This window comes from Ruegeria sp. CG3 (assembly GCF_056537205.1).
Map to the genome: position 1 here is coordinate 340,412 of NZ_JBQFRC010000004.1, position 19,793 is coordinate 360,204.

Sequence of the window (19,793 nt, forward strand, 5' to 3'; positions counted from 1 at the left end):
GTCAGTTGCCCCATGTTCTGAGCTGGATGCCGAGCAGATCAATGATGTCGCCCGTAAGGCTGAGCGCGGCGTAGTTCGTTAGGAAGAAATTCTGCTCCGCCAGGATCAGTCGCTCTTGGGCGTTCACAAAATCGCGCTGCGCGTCCAGTATTTCGATTAGGCTGCTGCGCCCGATCTGGAATTGCTCTTGAGTGGCGGCAACGCTGTCGGCATTTGCGGCAACTGCGATGCGGGCCTCGCGCAGACGCTGGGCGCCGGCCTTTTGGTCGGATCGAATGAAACCTAGCTCGCGCTGGATTTCCCGAACAAGAACCTCACGGGCATATTCCGCTTGTTTGACCCGCGCTTCGGCGGCGGCAATTGCAGCCCGCCGTTGACCGGTGCTGTCCAGCTCGTAGTTGACTGAGAGGTCTACGCCGAAATTAGCGTCCCTGCTGTCGTCCTGGTTGGCAAATGCCGAAACCCGCACGTCCGGCTGACGTCGTGCGATTGCGGCAGAGCGGTCTGCCTGTGCCGCCAGAACCGCAGCGTCTGCGCGTCGAACCTGCGGGCTGTCCATCACGATGACGGCGTCGCTTCTCGACAGGTTGGGCGCTGGGACAGGGGGATCCAGTTTGCCTGGTGGGGTCCCGAACACCTCTTGGAATCGCGCATTGGCACGATCAGACTGAGCCCGGGCATCCGCCAACTTGGTCCTGGCATCCGCGACCCGAGAACGCGCCGTCAGAACGTCGGCAGCGGAACCGGCCCCTTGCGCGGCGCGGTCGGAGATCTGCTTCTCGATCTCCTCATGGCGGCGGACGTTTTCCCAAGCGATTTCAACGATTTTCCGCCGGTCGATGACCAACACATAGGATTCAATTGCGGCAAGGGCCGTCGCGGCTGCCGTTTGAAGCTGATCGCCACGGCTTACGAGCACACGGGCCCGCGCGGCTGCCAAGTCTCCGGCGGCAGCTCCCCCGTCGTATACTAGCTGTGAAATCCGCAGATACGGTGATACATCCGCAATATCCGAATCCACCCGTTCCGATCGGGCATTCACGCCAAGTGACACCTGCGGAAGAAAGGCTCCTTCTGCCGCGTCCATATCGGCAAAGGCGGCGTCAACGCCGGTCTCGCTCTGTGCCAGGTTCGGGCTGGTTTCTACCGCGCGCCGTATTTTCTGGCCGAATGAACTGCGAGTCAGATGGCCCGACGGCTTTGTCGCGCCAGCGCCCGTTGATCCCTCTGAAAAAGCCATCTCAACCGGGGCAAGATCCGGAACCGGCTCACAAGCCGCAGTGAGCACGGCCACCAAACCGATCAGCAGAGGCAAGATGAGGCGATCAGATGTAGGCATATTTGGCCTCCGCATCCGACAAGTCTCGTTCCTGGGCAATGGCATCCAAGAATCTCACAAGGTCGGAGTCCCTGCCGTTTGCGGGAGTGCTGATCACCTTGGGAGAATGCGTCTGGCAGTGGTGCATCCACAGAAGATGGTTGAGCGAGACTTGATGAGCGTAAATCAACTGCATCGCTCCGCTAGATTGCAGAACCGCTGTCTGCGCAGGCCCAAGTTGGTTGAAGCGTCGAAAGTCCACGCTCATCCAACCGTCGGGCAACTCCGCATCCTTAAAACGGGTCAATTCGACGAATAGGCCCAATTCCTTAATCAGCGCGCAGGCACGTCGGGTTGCGTTGCGATCGGCCAGAAAGCTCTTCAAGAAGCCCTTCAGGGTTTCCAGTTCAGAGGAGATCGAGCCGTCCTTTGCGAAGAACGGGCTGCCGCATTGGTCACAGGACACGAGTCCGGTGGATTCGTCTACGACTAGCTTGCCTGAAGCGGCACACGGTTCCGCTTCACCACCGACCAGTTCGATTGAAAACGGATGGCATCTCAGCAAGGAAGGAACATAGGTGGCCCGCCAGCGTCCTTGGTCCGAAACGAATGGTGTTTCCGAAGAAGCTGTTGTCGCCAGAATAGCATGAGGTGATACTCCGCCCCCCGAGGATCGAAAAGCAATTGGAAAAGAGGCGGCGGCTTCTGAGACTTCCGCACTTACGATCTCGCACTCAAATCTGCAGCGCGCGAAATCGTAGGATGTAAATCTGTGCCACGAGCAATCGGAATGCCTGTCGAAAGTGACGGGTACTGGGCCGTTCTGTGCCATTTATGTCTCCGCTGGTCCGTTAGGAAGGGCCGGGGCGGCCCCACCTTTTCATGCCTGTCAGGATCAACTTGACGCGCCGGTCGGATCGGTATGCAGAATGTTGTCGCTGCTCAGACCACGCAGATCACCCAGGCCGTCAAACTGCGCGACCGCGCTGACCGTGGCGGAGGTTGGGGCGGAATAGTCCACCTTGACCAGCACACTGTCAGTTCCATCGCTGGCCAGTAGATAGATCTCATCTCCGGCGTGAGCCCCGGTAAGCGTTTCGGCGGCGGCTTCCAGAGTACCGGTTGTCAGATCGGTGAGTGTGGTTGTCAGCCCAACAAAACCTGTGTCGGCCGCGATCATGTCGCCAAGCGCCAGTGTTTCGACACCTGTTCCATCACCGCGAAGCGATGAGACATCCAACCCGCTGAACATAATGGCGTCGGCCATGTCGGCTGCAGACCCCAGGGTGAAACCCGTAACGATGTCGGTGCCGTTCGCCGTCGGGTCCGCTTCGAAAACGACGAGATCTCGGCCAGCGCCGGACAGATCGATCACATCGTCACCGTCCCCACCGCGGATGGCATCGTCGATATCCGTGGCCGCCAATGTGTCTATGCCGTCTGTTCCCAATACCCAATGGGTAGGGCCACCATCGGGCGTGTTGATCGTCAACTCGATCGGCTTCGTGGGGTCCAGCACCGTCATCGTGAACGTGACGACAGGCTGGGTCAGATCGCTGACGCTTGTTGCGGCCCCGGCAAAACCGATTTCCGCCGCCCCGTTCGGGTTTGCCAGAAACAGATCAAAGTCGGTGTTTTCGACCTCGGATCCCGTGTCATAGGTCGCGACCGCGGGGTCAAAACCCAAGTTGGCCGTGAAAGCCATCCCGCTGGATATGTCCCGGTCCGCATCGGCATGTATTTCGAAAGCTATCGTCGACCCGCTCCGGCCTGCCTCGGAGATGAAATAGGCCGCTGGAACGTGAGCCGTCGCCTGGTCTGTCGCGGGTAGGGGGTTCGGTCCTCCGGTAACCGTCGCTGAAACCGAAAAATCCAAAAGGTCACCCGCCGTTGTACCCGAAAACGCCGTGGCAGGTACGTTCAGGCTCCACGTGCCGTTGGCCGCGACCGTGGCTGTTCCAACAGAGACCGAGTTCAGCATCACCTCAACGGTTTGTCCTGCGCCGAGACCTATGGATGAACCGCTGACCGTCAGGCCGCTGGATTGCGCGTCACTCAGCGAAACCGCGTCGTTGGTACCGACCTCATTCAAGGTCAGGATGGGTCGGTAGTCGGTGGTCACCGAGGCTGCCGCCTGAGAAGCGGGGTTGCCAGCCATGTCCGAAACCGATGCGGTGATAGAATAAGTTGCTCCGTCAGAAAGAGCGTTCAGATCAGCCGTAGGAATGGTGGTCGACCAGACCCCACCCAAAGCGGTGGCAGTATAGGTCTGCCCGTTCAGCCCGACAGTAATGGTTTGCCCGTCTTCGGCTGTCGTTGTCCCCGATACTGTCAGGTCGCTTTCCTTCTCGGTGACGTCTAGAACCGATCCAGTTCCCAGGGGGTTCAGTGAGATGGTCGGGGCGCTGAAATCGGTGTTGAACCCAGTCGAAGTCGTCTGTGTATTTCCGGCTGCGTCGCTGACTGACGCGGAAATCGTGTAGGATTCGGCATCTTGCAGGCCGCTAAGGTCGAGGGGTGAAGCGGTGTAGGTCCACGCGCCACTTGTCACTGTAGCGGTGCCTGAGACATCCACAGTCCCGTCCGCTCGTTGAACCTGGATCGAGACGACCGTTCCATCAGACGCGTCGGAAATGCCAGAGACCGTCATTCCGCCGGATTGCTCTGCCAGGTTCATGGTGCCCCCGGACGATACCGTCGAGATTGACAGAGTGGGGGCCGTAAAGTCCGTGTCGAAGCTGCCAGTGGCCTGTGCGGCCGGGTTCCCAGCAAGGTCCGAAACATCGGCGGTCACGGTGACGGTGGCTCCGTCGGAGAGGCCGGCCAGATCGGCTGCGGGAACGCTGACAATCCAGTTTCCACCTGAAACGGTAACGCTGTAGGTTTGGCCGTTCATTCCGATGGTCACGGTCTGGCCGTCTTCGGCGGTCGTCGTTCCGGATATACTGAGGTTGGTTCCCTGTTCGACCGCGTTCATGACCACGCCGTCCGAAAACGTGTCGATGCTGATCGTTGGGGCGGTCGCGTCTTTGGAAACTCCTGCACTCGCCTGCGGGGCCACGAGGCCATCGGCATCCGCCACGTCGGCGGTGATGGTGAAAGTTGCGCCGTCGGCCAGGGCAATCAAATCCGCGCTCGGCACGGTCACGCTCCACGTCCCTCCGGACACAGGGCCCGTGTAGGTCTGACCGTCCAAAGTTACGGTGACTGTCTGGCCATCGGTGACATTCCCGGTTGTGCCGCTGATCGTCAGATCTGCTGCGGCTTCGGCCGCGTTCAACACCGCACCGACGGATAAAGGCGAAATCGAGATGGACGGTCCGCTCAGGTCCACGGGCACCGAAACCGCAGCAGGCGTGGCCGGGTTTCCGGCGGCATCGCTGATCGCGGCACTGATGCTGATGGGGCTGCCACTGACCAGAACGCCGAGGTCGGCTGCGGGAACTGTCACACTCCAAACACCGCCTGAAGCCCTGCCGCTGTAAGTCTGGCCATTGAAGGTCAGCACAACCGGTTGGCCATCTTCGCCGGTCGTCGTGCCGGTAATCGTCAGGTCCGATCCGACGTCTACAAGATCGATCTGGCCGCCTGCGACAGGGTCTATTGTTATGGCTGGGGCGGAAAAGTCAGTATCAAAGCTGTTGGTGGCTTGAGCCGCCGGATTGCCTGCCCGATCCACCACATCAGCGGTCACAGTGACGGTCGCGCCATCGGGCAGAGACGCCAGATCGGCGGTCGGAACCGTGACGCTCCAAGTGCCGCCGGACACGGTTGCGGTATAGATCTGACCGTTCAACCCCACAGTCACCATCTGACCGTTTTCCGCATCGGTCGTACCACTGATTTCCAGATCTGACGCGCTTTCGGCCGCATTCATGACCGCCCCGTGGGAAAATCCTGTTATCGCGATGGCCGGAGCGATGGTGTCGATGTTGAACGTGGCTGTTTCGACAGCGATCTCACCTCCGGCTCCATCCAGGTGCCGGATCGTCACGGATGTGACCCCCTGAGGCAACCCTGCCGCCTCGATTTGGCTCAGCGAAACGCTCCAACTGCCGTCCGGCCCCGCTGATACGGTTTTGGTGACCGACCCGATGGTTACTTCGACCGAAACGGTGCCATCAGGTGCTGACGCCTTGGCGGTGGTGCTGTTGAGCGAATTTCCCTGCAACTGTGACAGGTTCAGACTGGGCGGGCGCGGAGATTCCTCGGGCGTCGCGGCATCTTCGCCGCCACCGCCGCCAGCGGCGGCCGCACCGGCCAGACCCAGACCACCCAGCACCGCGCCTGCGGCTCCCATGCCGCCACCACCAGCTGCCGCTGCTCCGGCGGCTTCAGCGGCCACTGCAAGCTGCGCGACTTCAACGGCCACGTCTTCGGCAATCATGATCGAACCGTTTTCCAGAACGTGCACGTTTTCTGCGGAAACCAGGACTGTGCGACCGTCCAAAAGCTTCAGTTGAACGTCGCCGTTTGGCAGCAGTTTGACCGACTGGACACCGGGCAGGACATCGGCAAACTGAAATGTGCTCAACTCCTCCTCAGTGGCTTGGGCCAGCGCCGGCAAGGCCAGAAGGGCAGAGGCCAAACCACCGCCGACGCCCGATCCGGCCCATCGGCGCAGACGCGCTTTGACCCATCTGCGGACATGCTTCTCATGCCCTGCATCTGGTGAGTCCTTCTGGATGGAGACTTCGTGCGAAACAGGTTTCATCGTCATCATGTCCTCACAATTGGTGGCCGCGGATACCCGCGCGGCAAGACCGAAGAAGCCAAGTTCTGTTCTTCTTTCCTGCTGCCGAGTTATTCATGCGGTCGGACCCTGAAAAATTGAGTTAATCTGGAGCCGAATTCCTCGTTTTCACCACAATTTCGTTCTCGTCTTTGCCTTGGCACCGCGTCACCCTTGAAAGGACTGCCAGCGATGGCATTGGGGGTGATCTGAGTTGATGCTTCAGTTCGAAAGAGTGGTTGCAACGGGGAGTCCGGCGCTCGATTCAGGTATCGGCGATACGGCTTTAAAAACGTTTAACGGTGTTACGTATCTGTACAGCACGACCCGGGCTGGCGGCGGCATCGTGGTCTGGCAGCTTGTGGATGGTGGGGCTCCGCAATTCCACGACGATCAGTATTTCAGCGGCACCATATCGTTGCAGGTCGGCAGCCTTGGCGCTCTGGTCGCATTGGGCGCAAGCGATCTGTTGGCACTGGACGTCGATACAGCCACGGGCCTTGTCGGGTACGAGTTGAATACGGATGGCACGATCGGGGCGCTGCAGGAAACGGCGGCGATTCCCGGAGGCGGTGATGTCACCGCATTGGCCCAGTACTCGGTGGGGGCGGTCGACTACCTGACGGTGGCCCATCAGGACAGTGGGCTCATCGGCACCTACGTGGTGAACTCGAATGGTTCGCTTAGTCATGTGGGCTCGGTCGCGGGTAATGCCGGGGCGATGCAGACCGCGGCGGTGGGCAGCAACCAGTATGTCGTCACCGCCAATGCCACCGACAATGCGATCCGGGTGTTCAGCGCCGATCAGGGAAGCGGGACGCTGATCGAGTTGGACAACACGGTAACCCAAACGCTTGGGATCAGTTCTCCGACAGCGCTGGAGACGGTTAATGCGTATGGACACACCTGGGTTCTGGTGGCCGGGTCCAGCAGCAACTCCATCAGTATGATGGAGCTGCGCGCAGACGGAACACTGATTCCACAGGATCATGCGTTGGACACGTTGGGTACCCGTTTTGGCGCAGTTCAGGACATGAAGGCCGTCGAAGTCGATGGACGTGTCTTTGTCGTTGCCGGTGGCGGAGATGACGGAGTGACCCTGCTGACGATGACCCCTGATGGCAAGCTGATCTACCTAGACAGCTTTGCGGATACGCTGGATAGCGGTCTTCAGAATGTTGAGACCATCGAGGTGGCCCATGTTGGCGACGACCTTCAGATCTTTGTGGCATCGCAGCAGGATGCAGGGCTAACCCAGCTGACAGTGTCTTTGGACTCCTTGGGCAATGTCATCGAGGGGAATGGAATCGTAACTGGAACCGCTCAGGACGACATGCTGAGCGCCGGCGTTCTGGACACTGATTTGCAGGGCGGTGCCGGTGACGACATTCTGATTGCCGGTCGCAGTGAAACCACCGTGCAGGGCGGTTCCGGCGCGGACATCTTCGTTATGCGATTCGGCAGTGGATTGACGACGATCACGGATTTCGAGGCCGGAACCGATCGGTTGGATCTGTTCGACTACCCGATGTTACGCAACCCCGGGCAGCTGACCGTGACGTCAACGGCACAAGGGGCTCGGATTGAGTTCATGGATGAAACCGTCGAGTTATGTTCGGCCGACGGTGGCACACTCACCAGCGCCGAAATCTTCGGGTCCGGTTTTAAGGGGCCGGATCATATCCCCGTTGACTTTGGCGTGCTCACGGAGCCCGAGGCCTCGGCCGGTGTGACGGGTCCAGTCACGGTAGAGTCTTCCGGTTCAAACCCCGCGCTGAGCGATGCTAAGATCGTGTTCAAGCCAGTTGGAAACAGCCCGATATCGGTACAGGCCGACGATCATGGCCAATTCGATCTTGATTTGCCATCAGGTTCGTTGCCGGGTCATGTGGACATCATCAAGTCCTATTCACATGCTAGCGGAGAGATCACGGCCCTCGATGCGCTGCAGGTTTTGCGGATAGCGGTCGGCTTGGGACCAACCTGGGGACCCGCAGCCCCCGAAAACCTCATCGCGGCCGATATCACCCAAGATGGCACCGTCAATGCACTGGATGCCCTGGCGATCCTGCAGGTTGCCGTTGGGTTGCCCACCGCACACGAGCCGGAATGGGTCTATCTGGACCAGAACGCCGATCTTTCCTCAATCACGCCCACGAATGTCGACTATCAAACCGGCGCTGCGGTTGCCGCCCTAGATGGGGTGTTCAGTGTGGACATGACGTCGATCCTGCTTGGGAATCTAGAGGCGGTGTGAGCTGGCTATTCGTGGAAGGCAAAACGTTAGCCAAAAGGTATCGTGCCTCCACGCAGACGTAGGCAAATCTTAGCAGAACAGCCTAGCTCGGTTTTTCTAGAGATTCCCCAATGACGTCCGCAATGTCGACCAAGCAGATGCGGGATTTCCAGCCAAAATCCGGATCAAAGGCGGTGGTTCGTTCGTCACGCCTCGTGGCTGCGGAAAATCCGTGTGGTCGAGAAATAGCGTTCCAACTCCTCTATACGCTCTTTGCTTTCTTCCCAGCGCGCTTCCTGAACCTCGGCGATCAGGGTTTCCGAAATGAGTTGAAGGGCGATCGTTGAATCCCAGCTTGATGGAGCTTCGACCAGAGCGTGAAAGGTATAGTTGGCCGATTTGCCGATGGGTGACCCCCATTGGTCGGTGAACAGCACGACGGTCACTCCGCGATCGGACGCAACTTGCGCCAGCTTCTCCAGATGCGCTTCGTAGCGGCGGATGTCGAAGATGACCAGAACCGAGCTTTCGTCCATGTCCAGCAGGTATTGCGGCCATACGTTGGCCGAGTTGCCCAGCATCGTCACGTTGGGCCGGATGATCTGCATGTGGTTGAACAGATAGTCGGCATTCGAGCGGGTGATGCGGCCGCCCACGACATACAAATGGCGCTCGGTATCGGCCAGCAACTGCGCCACCGCGTCGAACATCGACTTGTCCAAACGCTCCAGCGTGTGGCGCATGTTGGTCCATACGGCTTGGGCAAAACGCGTGATCGGATGCTCGGTTTCATCATCCACGATCCAGGCATCGCGTTTCGAAATCGGCTTTTGGATCTGTGCCGCAACTTCTTCGCGCAACGCCTCCTGCAACGCCGGAAACCCATCGAAACCCAGTTTTCGCGCCATGCGAATGACCGTTGGGGTGGACACTTGCGCCGCCGCTGCCAGCTTGGTGATCGATTGCAGCCCACCCATCGGATAATCCTGCAACAGGACCGATCCCAGCTGCCGTTCCGAGCGGGTCAGGCCTTCAAGTTCGTCCTGAATGCGTTGTTTGACCGTTTTGGCGACAGAGGCCATCGGCGCCCTCATATTATTCAATTTGCTACAGGATATGAGTGATTGTAATTTTGTCTACAGAAATTTTCTTGACAGGCCCAAGGCCGCTGTAACAAATGCTACGCATGCAGTCCAAGACCGAGTCATCCCTGTTATCCCCGCTGGAAGCGCCCGCCGCACGTGTGTTGAACGCGCGTGGCGTGGCGCGCGCGGTTTTGGTGTGCGAACACGCAAGCCGGTTCATTCCTGCGGCTTTGGATGGGCTGGGGCTGGACGACGTGGCGGCCCGTTCACACGCGGCCTGGGATATTGGAGCGCTGGAGGTTGCGGTTGAACTGGCCGGCGCCCTGGATGCACCTCTCGTACACTCGCGGGTTAGTCGGCTGGTCTATGACTGCAATCGTCCGCCCGAACGGGAAGACTCGATGCCGCCGCGCAGCGAGGTGTTTGCTGTGCCCGGCAATCAGGGTCTGACGGCGGAACAGCGCACCCAGCGAGTTCGCGACATTTATGAACCGTTCCGGTGTCTCTTGTCGCAAACGCTGGACCGCCGCCCAGAACCGCCTGTCCTGATTACGATCCACAGTTTCACACCAATCTACAACGGCAAGACCCGGGCGGTCGAACTGGGGATATTGCATGACTCTGATGAACGTGCGGCTCAGGTCATGCTGAACCATGCGGCGCATTGCGGGCTGAGAGTGGCGTTGAACGAACCGTATTCGCCAGAGGATGGTGTCACGCACACTCTGCGTGAGCACGGTATCGCGCGGGGCTTGCCCAACGTGATGATCGAGATCCGCAATGATCTGATCGACACGCCGACCGGGGTCAATCGGATCGTCGGGCTGTTGACGCCAATTTTGGCCGCCACGGTCGAAACCTTTTCCGACGCAGGGCAGAACACATGAGGGCAGGGGTGCAGGTATGAGTTTCATGCGGGGATATATTGCGGTCATCGACCGCATGAACCGCTGGATCGGGCGGGTCGTGATGTACGGTATCTTCGTGATGATGGGCATCCTGCTGTGGTCGTCGATCTCGAAGACCTTTTTCCTTCCGTCGCTCTGGACGCTCGAAGTCGCGCAGTTTGCGATGGTCGCCTATTACATTCTTGGCGGACCGTATTCGATCCAGATGGGTTCGAACGTGCGGATGGACCTTCTCTACAGCGAATGGTCGCACCGGCGCCGGGCCTGGACCGATGCGATCACCGTGCTGTTCCTGATCTTCTACCTGGGCGTGATGATCTATGGCGGGTTCGACTCGCTCAGCTATTCCCTGCAATATGGCGAACGCAGCCCGACCGCGTGGCGCCCTTATCTGTGGCCGATCAAGGTGATCATGGTCGTGGGGCTGATCCTGATGCTGCTGCAGGCCATTTCCGAGCTTTTCAAAGATATTCTGCGCCTCAAGGGCGATGACATCCCGCGCGAGGTGATCTGATGTCGTATGAGTTGATCGCCATCCTGATGTTCTCGACCATGATGCTGATGCTGCTGACCGGTCAGCGCGTGTTCGGTGCCATCGGTTTCGTGGCCGTGGTGGCGGCGCTGCTGCTGTGGGGCGACCGCGGCGGCTATGACATCGGCTTTTCGGCCGCGATGAAGCTGATGAAATGGTACCCGCTGCTGACGCTGCCGATGTTCATCTTCATGGGCTATGTTCTGGCCGAGTCCAAAATCGCTGACGACCTGTACAAGATGTTTCATGTCTGGATGGGTGGACTGAATGGCGGGCTGGCCATTGGCACGATCGGCTTGATGGTGCTGATTTCGGCGATGAACGGGCTCAGCGTGGCAGGCATGGCGATCGGGGCCACGATTGCGCTGCCCGAACTGCTCAAGCGCGGCTATGACAAGAAGATGGTGACCGGGGTGATCCAGGCCGGGTCGTCGCTGGGCATTCTCGTGCCGCCGTCCGTGGTGCTGGTTCTCTATGCGATGATCGCGCGTCAGCCGGTGGGTCAGCTGTGGCTGGCGGGCATCCTGCCGGGCCTGATGATGGCGGGGATGTTCATCCTGTACATCGTGATCCGCTGCCGGATAAACCCGGAACTCGGCCCGGCCCTGTCGAAGGAAGAGCGCGACGTGCCGATGGAGGAAAAACTGCGGCTGCTGCGCGCGGGACTGCTGCCGCTGGCGATTTTCGCGGCGATGATGGTGCCCTTCGTCAACGGCTGGACCTCGCTGGTCGAAAGCTCGGCCATCGGTGCGCTGACGGCTTTTGCCGCCGCCGTGCTGAAAGGGCGGATGACGCGCAAGGTGTTCGAGGTCTCGGTCCGCTCGACCCTGGGCATCACCTGCATGTTCATGTGGATCATCCTGGCCGCGCTGGCCTTTGGTGCGGTGTTCGATGGGCTGGGCGCGGTGCGCGCGATCGAGACCCTGTTCACCGAACGGCTGGGCCTGAACCCCTGGGTGATCCTGATCCTGATGCAGCTGAGCTTCATCGTGATGGGCACCTTCCTGGACGACACCGCGATGCTGGTGATCGTGGCGCCGCTGTACGTGCCGTTGGTGGGGGAACTCGGTTTTGACTTGATCTGGTACGGGGTGCTGTACACGATCACCACGCAGATTGCGTACATGACGCCGCCCTTCGGCTATAACCTGTTCCTGATGCGGGCCATGGCCCCGCCCGAGATTTCGCTGCGAGACATCTATGGCTCGATCCTGCCCTTCGTGATGGTGATGACGCTGGCGCTGGCCATCATCATGACCTTCCCGCAGATCGCGCTGTGGCTGCCCGACTACATCTACAACAAATGACCCCGGACATACCGGGGCACCTGCGAGAGGTTGGTCTCTCGCCCATCGAAACCGACAACGGAGAGAGAAGATGACGAACAGACGCACATTCCTGAAAGGGGCCGCCGCAGCCCCGGCAGCCGCGCTGGCCACGCCCGCGCTGGCGCAATCCACGATCCGCTGGCGCATGCAGACCTATGCCGGCCCCGCATTGGCCGAGCATGTGATCGATCCCGCCATCAAGATGTTCAACCAGATCGCCGGCGACCGGATGCAGATCGAGCTGTTCTATGCCGATCAGTTGGTGCCCACGGGCGAGCTGTTCCGCGCCATGCAGCGCGGCACGATCGACGCGGTGCAGTCGGATGACGACTCGATGGCATCGCCCACCGAAGTAACCGTGTTCGGCGGCTATTTCCCGTTTGCCTCGCGCTATTCTCTGGACGTGCCGGTCCTGTTCAACCAGTACGGCCTGAACGAGATCTGGGACGAAGAATATTCCAAGGTGGGCGTCAAGCACATCTCGGCCGGCGCATGGGACCCGTGCCATTTCGCCACCAAAGACCCGATCAACAGCCTGGCGGACCTTCAGGGCAAGCGGGTGTTCACCTTCCCGACGGCGGGCCGGTTCCTGTCGCAGTTTGGTGTGGTCCCCGTGACCCTGCCGTGGGAGGACATCGAGGTTGCCGTGCAGACCGGCGAGTTGGACGGCATCGCCTGGTCGGGCATCACCGAGGACTACACCGTCGGCTGGGCGGATGTGACCAACTACTTCCTGACCAACAACATCTCGGGCGCTTGGGCCGGGTCGTTCTTCGCCAACATGGACTGTTGGAACGAACTGCCCGAAGATCTGCAGACCCTGTTCCGCGTCTGCACCGACCAGTCGCATTACTACCGTCAGTGGTGGTATTGGGGCGGCGAGGCATCGCTGCGCGTGAATGGCGACAAGATGAAGCTGACTTCGATCCCCGATGAAGAATGGGCGCAGGTCGAAGCCGCCGCAGTGGCCTTCTGGGATGAGATTGCAGCCGAGTCCGAGACCAAGGCCAGGGTTGTCGAGATCATCAAGAAGTACAATGCCGACATGCAAAAGGCTGGCCGTCCCTACCGGTACGGCTAAGGTGAAACCGGCCTGCCCTCATACCGGGGGCAGGCCGTTGAAAACGTCAGTCCGGCAGGTGGCGCCGGCGCAGAAATAGGTGGCTCATGCTCAACTTCGACACGCTCAAGACCCAGGTTGCCGAAGGCTCGGTCGATACGGTTCTGGTCTGCATGGTGGACATGCAGGGCCGCTTGATGGGCAAACGATTCCACGCGGGTCATTTCGTGGCCGGGGCCTGGGAAGAAACCCATTGCTGCAACTACCTGCTGGCCACCGATCTCGAGATGGCGACGCCGGACGGCTATGCCTCGACCAGCTGGGAGCGCGGCTATGGCGACTATGTCATGAAGCCCGACCTCAGCACCCTGCGCCCGGTGCCGTGGCTGGAGGGCACGGTGATGGTGATGTGCGACGTGCTGGATCACCACACGCACGAGGAGGTGCCGCACGCGCCTCGGTCAATTTTAAAGGAGCAGGTCAACCGGCTGAAGGCCATGGGCTATGACGCGATGTGCGCCACCGAGCTGGAGTTTTTCCTCTTTGAGAAGAGCTTTGACCAGATACGCAAGGAAGGTTTCCGCGGTCTGGAACCGATCTCGGGCTATAACGAGGATTACCACATCCTGCAGACCACCAAAGAAGAGCATGTGATGCGGCCGATCCGCAATCACCTGTGGGATGCGGGCATTCCGGTCGAAAATTCCAAGGGCGAGGCCGAGGCCGGGCAGGAAGAACTGAACATCAAATATGCCCCGGCCATGCAAACGGCCGAGTATCACTCGATCGCCAAGAACGCGGTCAAGGAGATCGCGTGGCAGTACGGCCATGCAGCGACCTTCCTGCCGAAATGGCATCATGACCGGGTCGGGAGTTCGTCACATGTGCATCAGTCGCTGTGGACGGACGGGCAACCGGCCTTCTATGACCCGGCCGATCCGCTGGGCATGTCGGACCTGATGAAAAACTACATGGCGGGCCTGTTGAAATACGCGCCCGACTATACCTGTTTCATGGCGCCGTACATCAACAGCTACAAGCGGTTCATGAAGGGCACCTTTGCGCCGACGCGCATCATCTGGTCGGTGGACAACCGCACCGCGGGGTTCCGGCTGTGCGGGGATGGCACCAAGGCCGTGCGGGTGGAATGCCGGATTCCGGGCTCGGACATGAACCCCTATCTGGCCATCGCCGGAATGCTGGCCGCCGGAATCGCGGGCATCGAGGAGGGGCTGGAGCTGCAGCCGCCCACCAAGGGTGATGTCTATCAGGGGGATACCGGCATGATTCCGGGCAATCTGCGCGCGGCGCGGGATGCGTTGCACGGGTCGTCCATGCTGCGGGCGGCCATGGGCGATGATGTGGTGGACCACTATGTGCGCGCCGCCGAGGTCGAGATCGAGGAATTCGAGCGTGTGGTGACCGATTGGGAGATTGCCCGCGGGTTCGAGCGGGCGTAGAGGGCGGATGTGAGGGGCCAGCCCCTCACGCTCCCCGGGATATTTTTGGCCAGATGAAGCAGCGGGCCTGCTTTGCTTGAGGATGGAGTGACCAATGGGTCAGGTGTTGAAATGTATCTCGCCGATCGACGGATCGGTGTTTGCCGAGCGGAACACGCTGGATCGTGACGCGGCATTTGCCGCAGCGGGCCAGGCGCGGGCGGCGCAGGCGGATTGGGCAGCGCGGCCCCTGCAGGAGCGCATCGATCTGGTGATGGCCGGCGTTGCCGCCGTGGGTGCGATGAATGACGAGATCGTGCCGGAACTGGCCCGGATGATGGGGCGGCCGGTGCGTTATGGCGGCGAGTTCGGCGGTTTCAGCGAACGCGCGACCTATATGGCGGGCATCGCGCGCGATGCGCTGGCTGATATTGCCGTGGGCGAGGACGAGACGTTCAAGCGATACATCAAGCGCGTGCCGCATGGCGTGGTGTTCGTCGTGGCGCCCTGGAACTATCCGTACATGACGGCGATCAACACTGTGGCGCCGGCCTTGATCGCGGGCAATACGGTTGTGCTGAAACATGCCACGCAGACCTTGTTGGTGGGCGAGCGGATGGCGCGGGCCTTCCACTCGGCTGGCGTGCCCGAGGACGTGTTCCAGAACCTGTTCCTGAGCCATGACGTGACCAACGATCTGATTGCAGGCAAGGCGTTCGATTTCGTGAATTTCACCGGCTCGGTCGCCGGAGGGCAGGCGATGGAGCGGGCGGCGGCCGGTACCTTTACCCCCGTCAGCACCGAGTTGGGGGGCAAGGACCCGGGCTATGTCATGGAGGACGCCGATCTGGACGCGGCGGTCGACACGCTGATCGACGGGGCCATGTTCAACTCGGGCCAGTGCTGCTGCGGGATCGAGCGGATCTATGTGCATGAAAGCCTGTATGACGATTTCGTCGCCAAGGCGGTCGAGATCGTCAGGGGCTACAAGCTGGGCAACCCGCTGGATCCGGAGACGACGCTGGGGCCGATGGCCAACGTGCGTTTTGCCGACGAGGTGCGCGCCCAGATCGCCGAGGCCGTGGCCACCGGTGCAGTGGCGCATATCGAGACCTTTGCCGGAGATGACGGCGGCGCCTATCTGACGCCGCAGATCCTGACCAACGTCACGCACGACATGCGCGTGATGCGCGACGAAAGCTTCGGCCCGGTCGTGGGGATCATGAAGGTGTCTTCGGATGACGAGGCCATTGCCTTGATGAACGACAGCGAATTTGGCCTGACCGCCTCGCTGTGGACGCGCGATGTGGCGCGGGCCGAACGCATCGGAGACCGGATCGAAACCGGAACCGTGTTCATGAACCGGGCCGACTATCTGGACCCGGGTCTGTGCTGGACCGGCTGCAAGAATACCGGTCGTGGCGGCGGCCTGTCGATCATCGGATATCACAACCTGACACGTCCCAAATCCTACCACCTGAAAAAGGTGACGGGCTGAGGACGATTTGCCTGCCCCGGACCGACCCCCTCGCCGGGGCAGGCCTTAGACACAAGGAAAGCTGACATGAGTCTTGTTGGAAACTGGTCCTATCCGACCACGATAAAATTCGGCGCGGGCCGCATCAAGGAACTGCCCGAGGCCTGCGCGGCGGCTGGGATCAAGCGCCCGCTGCTGGTGACCGACCGCGGCCTTGCCGATCTGCCGATCACCGCCGCGACGCTAGACATTCTTGAGGTAGCAGGGTTGGGCCGGGGTCTGTTCAGCGACGTGGACCCAAACCCGAACGAAAAGAACCTCGAGGCCGGTGTGGCCGCCTACAAGGCGGGGGAACATGACGGTGTGATCGCGTTTGGCGGTGGTTCGGGGCTGGATCTGGGCAAGATGGTTGCCTTCATGGCCGGTCAGAGCCGGCCCGTCTGGGATTTCGAGGACATTGGCGATTGGTGGACCCGCGCGGATGCCGAGGCGATCGCGCCGATCATCGCGGTGCCGACGACGGCCGGCACCGGCTCGGAAGTCGGCCGCGCCAGCGTCATCACCAATTCGGAAACCCATGCCAAGAAGATCATCTTCCACCCCAAGGTGCTGCCGACCGTGGTGATCTGCGACCCTGAACTGACCGTGGGCATGCCGAAATTCATCACCGCCGGGACCGGACTGGATGCGTTCGCGCATTGTGTCGAGGCCTATTCCAGCCCGCATTACCACCCGATGAGCCAGGGCATCGCGCTGGAAGGGATGCGGCTGGTCAAGGAGTACCTGCCGCGCGCCTATGCGGACGGCACCGACATCGACGCCCGCGCCCAGATGATGAGCGCGGCCGCCATGGGTGCAACGGCTTTCCAGAAGGGGCTGGGCGCGATCCACGCCATGAGCCACCCGATCGGCGCGGTGTTCAACACCCATCACGGCACCACCAACGCGGTCTGCATGCCTGCGGTTCTGGAGTTCAATGCGCCTGTAATCGCCGACCGTTTCGAAGCAGCCACAGCCTATCTGGGCATTTCGGGCGGGTTCGACGGGTTCCGGGCCTTCGTGCAGGAGTTCAACGACTCGCTGGGTATCCCGCGCAAGCTGTCCGATCTGGGCGTGACCGAGGATGCGATCCCGGAGCTGGTCAAGGGTGCGATCATCGACCCCTCGTGCGGTGGCAACCCCATCGAGTTGACCGAGGAAAACCTGACCGGATTGTTCAGGGCCGCTCTATAAGTGTTAGTCGGATCCGGGGAATTGATACGCTCCGGGTCCGGTCTCATTCCGCGGGTTGTGGTCCCGCTACCTGTTCACTTGCGAATTCTGCGGGAAATTGAGCGGCGAAAGCACGTTCTGGCTCATTGCGGATCTCGGACCAGGTCGGCGCCCGCTGGAAGCCAGGAGATCTGAGGGCCAGGGACAGCACGGATTTGTCCTCGACATAAATCAGCCCAAGCTTCTCAAGGCGGTCCATCGCAGAGTCAAAAGCGTCCACCCCGTACAAGTCGGATACCTGATCACCAAGAAGCGCCCTGCCGATGATCACTGGGCTCAGGTCAAGGATGGCCCGAGCCGCATCGTCCAATTGGTGAACAACGCGTTTGCCTGACGCTCGCCGGTCGATCACCGTGTTGCCCTCGACGTAGAGGGCTGACGTACCGGCCTCGCTTTGCCATGCAGAAAGAGCATCCAGCGTCGACGCCGCGCGCTGCGCTGGCGGGCTTGGACCGTTGTCGACGATGTCGAAATGGTAGGCGAAATTCCAGACTTCTTCGGGCGGCAGGTCGAATATGAAGGAATACGGCTTCGCTGGTTCGACTTCGACCCCAAATGCTTCGGGGTGTTCAAAATACGGGCTGAACCGATCCGCTCGCACGGGTCCAATCGAGCCGGGTGGTTGCAGGTGATGCAGCAGCGGAATGAGCTTTGCCATCCGTTCGAAGGCCTCGGGGCTTTCTCCGGGAAACCCGTAGAGGAAACACCACTCGACAAAAACTCCGGCCTCGGCACACAGCTTCAGCGTCTGGATGTTCTGAATTCCGCTGACCCCTTTCCTCATATGCGCAAGGGTCGGAGTATCGAAGGTCTCGATCCCCGGCTGGATCTTTCGAACGCCGGCGTCGGCCAGACGGGCGATCACGGTCGGCGAGAGGTTTGATTTGACCTCGTAATGCATCAGGAATGGTCTCGTGTCCTGCGCAAGTTTCGGGATCAGGGTCTTGAGGTAGCGGTGATCCAGAATGTTGTCGACCACGACAAGATCCGGGCCATAGAGATCGGCAAGCGTGCAGAATTCGGCATAAGCCCGCTCGGCTGACTTGCTCCGGTAGGTCATCGATTGGCCGTTCAGCCCGCAGAAAGTGCAATGGTGTTTCGCTCCCCACCAGCAGCCACGCGATGTTTCGATCGTAGCAGATGGCACAAGGCGCTCTGATAGTCCCGTAGTGTTTTGAAATTGATCAAAGAAGGCGTTGAAGTCCGGTATGGGCAGCTTGTCCAGATCCGTGGTCAGGCGCGGTCGAGACTCCTCCAGCGGGTTATCCAATTGGCTCCGGTTCAGAAACCCCTCGACCACGGGCAAGGGTCTGCTTGGCCCCAGGGCTTTCAGAAACTCGGGAAAGGCATGGTCGCCTTCGCCAATGCAAACCGCGTCCAGTTCAGGATGTGCCTGTATAAGCGCGCGCCCGAGCGGCCCCTCGCAATTAGCGCCGCCCATCACTATGATCACGTCGGCTGACCGTTTCCGCACAGCCCGGGCCAGTGCGATCGAGGCCATGACCTGTTGGAACGACGACGTAATCCCGATCACGGTCGGGTTCTGTTCCACCACCGCATCGGCGCAACGTTCGACAAACGCTCCGGCTTGCTTTCGGGCTGCGATGGCGTTTTGCATGAACGCCAGCCACTCGACTCCGGATACATAGTCACCAAGCACCGTGGTCAGGTAGTCCATCGCGTCCAGATCGCTGCGCGGGTAGATCAGATCGCTGAATATCCATTCACCCAGCAGCGCCTGATAGCAACGGCCATCAGACAGCATGAAATACTCGTCGAGGCCGATCACCTCGGCATAGTCGAAGCTGAAGTACTTCTCGGTCGTCGCAAAGCCGTTGTCCCGCGCCAGTTGCGCGAGGAGGGACATCCCAAGCCCGGGATGTTGCAGGGAAGAAAACGGCATGGACACCAGACACAGCTGATGCAGGGCTGCGCCTTGGTCGTGACTGGAGACGGCCGCGCTTTCGCTCATGCGAAGTTACGCGCAGCGGGGCCGGATCACACCGTCGGACGTATCTTCGTAGGCATTCTTGATGTCTTGCATCGCCGACTTCAGGTCGGATTCACCGGAAAAGACGTTCCCAATCGCGGCCAACAGCTTGCGCGCCTCGCCATCCTGATCGAGCGAGATTCCCAAGCGGTTTACTACGCCTTCGGGGTTGTCGATGAATTCTTTTCGAAAGGCCTCGTCAAGGATGCCGCGGCCAATGATCTGCTGAACATCTTCCAGGGTCAAACCCCGAGTATGGTGGTCACTCATAATTGTTCCTTTCGCAATACAAGGCCAATTGTTAATAGTTTTTTTACTCAATATCAATGCCGTGGATGGTTCGCGCCACCCTTGCGTGGTGTCTGGAAAAAGGTCGGGATCAGCGACATACTGAACTCGGGCAGTCGGGGGGCGCT

Annotated in this window: 14 protein-coding genes; 8 read left to right on the plus strand and 6 right to left on the minus strand. The window is 60.3% G+C overall.

Features of this window, described 5'->3' with window-relative positions; genetic code table 11:
• Window position 1: 1 nt before the first annotated feature.
• From ACR0NB_RS17150 to ACR0NB_RS17160, 3 genes are all read right to left on the minus strand, one after another.
• Window positions 2-1,339, minus strand: coding sequence for a TolC family protein (locus ACR0NB_RS17150; RefSeq protein WP_480776351.1), 1,338 nt, complete (start codon window positions 1,337-1,339; stop codon window positions 2-4).
• Window positions 1,326-2,150 (minus strand): SapC family protein, encoded by an 825-nt coding sequence (locus tag ACR0NB_RS17155; RefSeq protein WP_480776352.1) that lies wholly within the window; start codon window positions 2,148-2,150, stop codon window positions 1,326-1,328. Before ACR0NB_RS17155 ends, ACR0NB_RS17150 begins: the two co-directional genes overlap by 14 nt.
• Before the next feature lie 63 nt (window positions 2,151-2,213).
• Window positions 2,214-6,038: an Ig-like domain-containing protein gene (locus tag ACR0NB_RS17160; RefSeq protein WP_480776353.1), complete on the minus strand. Its 3,825-nt coding sequence runs from the start codon at window positions 6,036-6,038 to the stop codon at window positions 2,214-2,216.
• Window positions 6,039-6,267: 229 nt separating this feature from the next.
• Here ACR0NB_RS17160 and ACR0NB_RS17165 point away from each other — a divergent pair, with 229 nt between their 5' ends.
• Entirely contained in the window at window positions 6,268-8,307 is a 2,040-nt protein-coding gene (locus tag ACR0NB_RS17165) for a dockerin type I domain-containing protein (protein WP_480776354.1), read from the plus strand.
• Between the two features lie 185 nt (window positions 8,308-8,492).
• Here the strand turns inward: ACR0NB_RS17165 and ACR0NB_RS17170 are convergent, their stop codons facing one another.
• Window positions 8,493-9,368 carry a MurR/RpiR family transcriptional regulator gene (locus tag ACR0NB_RS17170; RefSeq protein ID WP_093963099.1) on the minus strand — a complete coding sequence of 292 codons (876 nt, stop codon included), beginning with the start codon at window positions 9,366-9,368 and terminating at the stop codon, window positions 8,493-8,495.
• A 95-nt stretch (window positions 9,369-9,463) separates the two neighbouring features.
• On the opposite strand from ACR0NB_RS17170, the gene ACR0NB_RS17175 reads away from it, so the two are divergent.
• From ACR0NB_RS17175 to ACR0NB_RS17205, 7 genes are all read left to right on the plus strand, one after another.
• Window positions 9,464-10,258: an N-formylglutamate amidohydrolase gene (locus ACR0NB_RS17175; RefSeq protein ID WP_480776355.1), complete on the plus strand. Its 795-nt coding sequence runs from the start codon at window positions 9,464-9,466 to the stop codon at window positions 10,256-10,258.
• Window positions 10,259-10,274: 16 nt separating this feature from the next.
• Window positions 10,275-10,793: a TRAP transporter small permease subunit gene (locus ACR0NB_RS17180; RefSeq protein WP_170365895.1), complete on the plus strand. Its 519-nt coding sequence runs from the start codon at window positions 10,275-10,277 to the stop codon at window positions 10,791-10,793.
• Window positions 10,793-12,118 carry a TRAP transporter large permease gene (locus tag ACR0NB_RS17185; RefSeq protein ID WP_480776356.1) on the plus strand — a complete coding sequence of 442 codons (1,326 nt, stop codon included), beginning with the start codon at window positions 10,793-10,795 and terminating at the stop codon, window positions 12,116-12,118. Before ACR0NB_RS17180 ends, ACR0NB_RS17185 begins: the two co-directional genes overlap by 1 nt.
• A 70-nt stretch (window positions 12,119-12,188) precedes the next feature.
• Window positions 12,189-13,220: a TRAP transporter substrate-binding protein gene (locus ACR0NB_RS17190; protein ID WP_480776357.1), complete on the plus strand. Its 1,032-nt coding sequence runs from the start codon at window positions 12,189-12,191 to the stop codon at window positions 13,218-13,220.
• Window positions 13,221-13,306: 86 nt separating this feature from the next.
• A complete protein-coding gene (locus tag ACR0NB_RS17195) occupies window positions 13,307-14,659 on the plus strand; it encodes a glutamine synthetase family protein (RefSeq protein WP_170372531.1) in 1,353 nt (450 codons plus the stop codon).
• 94 nt (window positions 14,660-14,753) lie between these two features.
• A complete protein-coding gene (locus tag ACR0NB_RS17200) occupies window positions 14,754-16,136 on the plus strand; it encodes an aldehyde dehydrogenase family protein (RefSeq protein ID WP_480776358.1) in 1,383 nt (460 codons plus the stop codon).
• Between the two features lie 66 nt (window positions 16,137-16,202).
• Window positions 16,203-17,348 (plus strand): iron-containing alcohol dehydrogenase, encoded by a 1,146-nt coding sequence (locus tag ACR0NB_RS17205; RefSeq protein WP_480776359.1) that lies wholly within the window; start codon window positions 16,203-16,205, stop codon window positions 17,346-17,348.
• A 43-nt stretch (window positions 17,349-17,391) separates the two neighbouring features.
• Here the strand turns inward: ACR0NB_RS17205 and ACR0NB_RS17210 are convergent, their stop codons facing one another.
• Window positions 17,392-19,359 (minus strand): RiPP maturation radical SAM C-methyltransferase, encoded by a 1,968-nt coding sequence (locus ACR0NB_RS17210; protein WP_480776360.1) that lies wholly within the window; start codon window positions 19,357-19,359, stop codon window positions 17,392-17,394.
• Window positions 19,360-19,365: 6 nt separating this feature from the next.
• Entirely contained in the window at window positions 19,366-19,647 is a 282-nt protein-coding gene (locus ACR0NB_RS17215; RefSeq protein ID WP_170341400.1) for an Os1348 family NHLP clan protein, read from the minus strand.
• Window positions 19,648-19,793 lie beyond the last annotated feature (146 nt).

Excerpts from the sequence above, each read along its gene's own strand:
- ACR0NB_RS17180 (WP_170365895.1), top strand. The coding sequence starts at position 10,275 with ATGAGTTTCATGCGGGGATATATTGCGGTCATCGACCGCATGAACCGC.
- ACR0NB_RS17210 (WP_480776360.1), bottom strand. The coding sequence starts at position 19,359 with ATGAGCGAAAGCGCGGCCGTCTCCAGTCACGACCAAGGCGCAGCCCTG.
- ACR0NB_RS17150 (WP_480776351.1), bottom strand. The coding sequence starts at position 1,339 with ATGCCTACATCTGATCGCCTCATCTTGCCTCTGCTGATCGGTTTGGTG.
- ACR0NB_RS17205 (WP_480776359.1), top strand. The coding sequence starts at position 16,203 with ATGAGTCTTGTTGGAAACTGGTCCTATCCGACCACGATAAAATTCGGC.
- ACR0NB_RS17195 (WP_170372531.1), top strand. The coding sequence starts at position 13,307 with ATGCTCAACTTCGACACGCTCAAGACCCAGGTTGCCGAAGGCTCGGTC.
- ACR0NB_RS17190 (WP_480776357.1), top strand. The coding sequence starts at position 12,189 with ATGACGAACAGACGCACATTCCTGAAAGGGGCCGCCGCAGCCCCGGCA.
- ACR0NB_RS17165 (WP_480776354.1), top strand. The coding sequence starts at position 6,268 with ATGCTTCAGTTCGAAAGAGTGGTTGCAACGGGGAGTCCGGCGCTCGAT.
- ACR0NB_RS17215 (WP_170341400.1), bottom strand. The coding sequence starts at position 19,647 with ATGAGTGACCACCATACTCGGGGTTTGACCCTGGAAGATGTTCAGCAG.
- ACR0NB_RS17160 (WP_480776353.1), bottom strand. The coding sequence starts at position 6,038 with ATGACGATGAAACCTGTTTCGCACGAAGTCTCCATCCAGAAGGACTCA.
- ACR0NB_RS17170 (WP_093963099.1), bottom strand. The coding sequence starts at position 9,368 with ATGGCCTCTGTCGCCAAAACGGTCAAACAACGCATTCAGGACGAACTT.
- ACR0NB_RS17175 (WP_480776355.1), top strand. The coding sequence starts at position 9,464 with ATGCTACGCATGCAGTCCAAGACCGAGTCATCCCTGTTATCCCCGCTG.
- ACR0NB_RS17200 (WP_480776358.1), top strand. The coding sequence starts at position 14,754 with ATGGGTCAGGTGTTGAAATGTATCTCGCCGATCGACGGATCGGTGTTT.
- ACR0NB_RS17155 (WP_480776352.1), bottom strand. The coding sequence starts at position 2,150 with ATGGCACAGAACGGCCCAGTACCCGTCACTTTCGACAGGCATTCCGAT.
- ACR0NB_RS17185 (WP_480776356.1), top strand. The coding sequence starts at position 10,793 with ATGTCGTATGAGTTGATCGCCATCCTGATGTTCTCGACCATGATGCTG.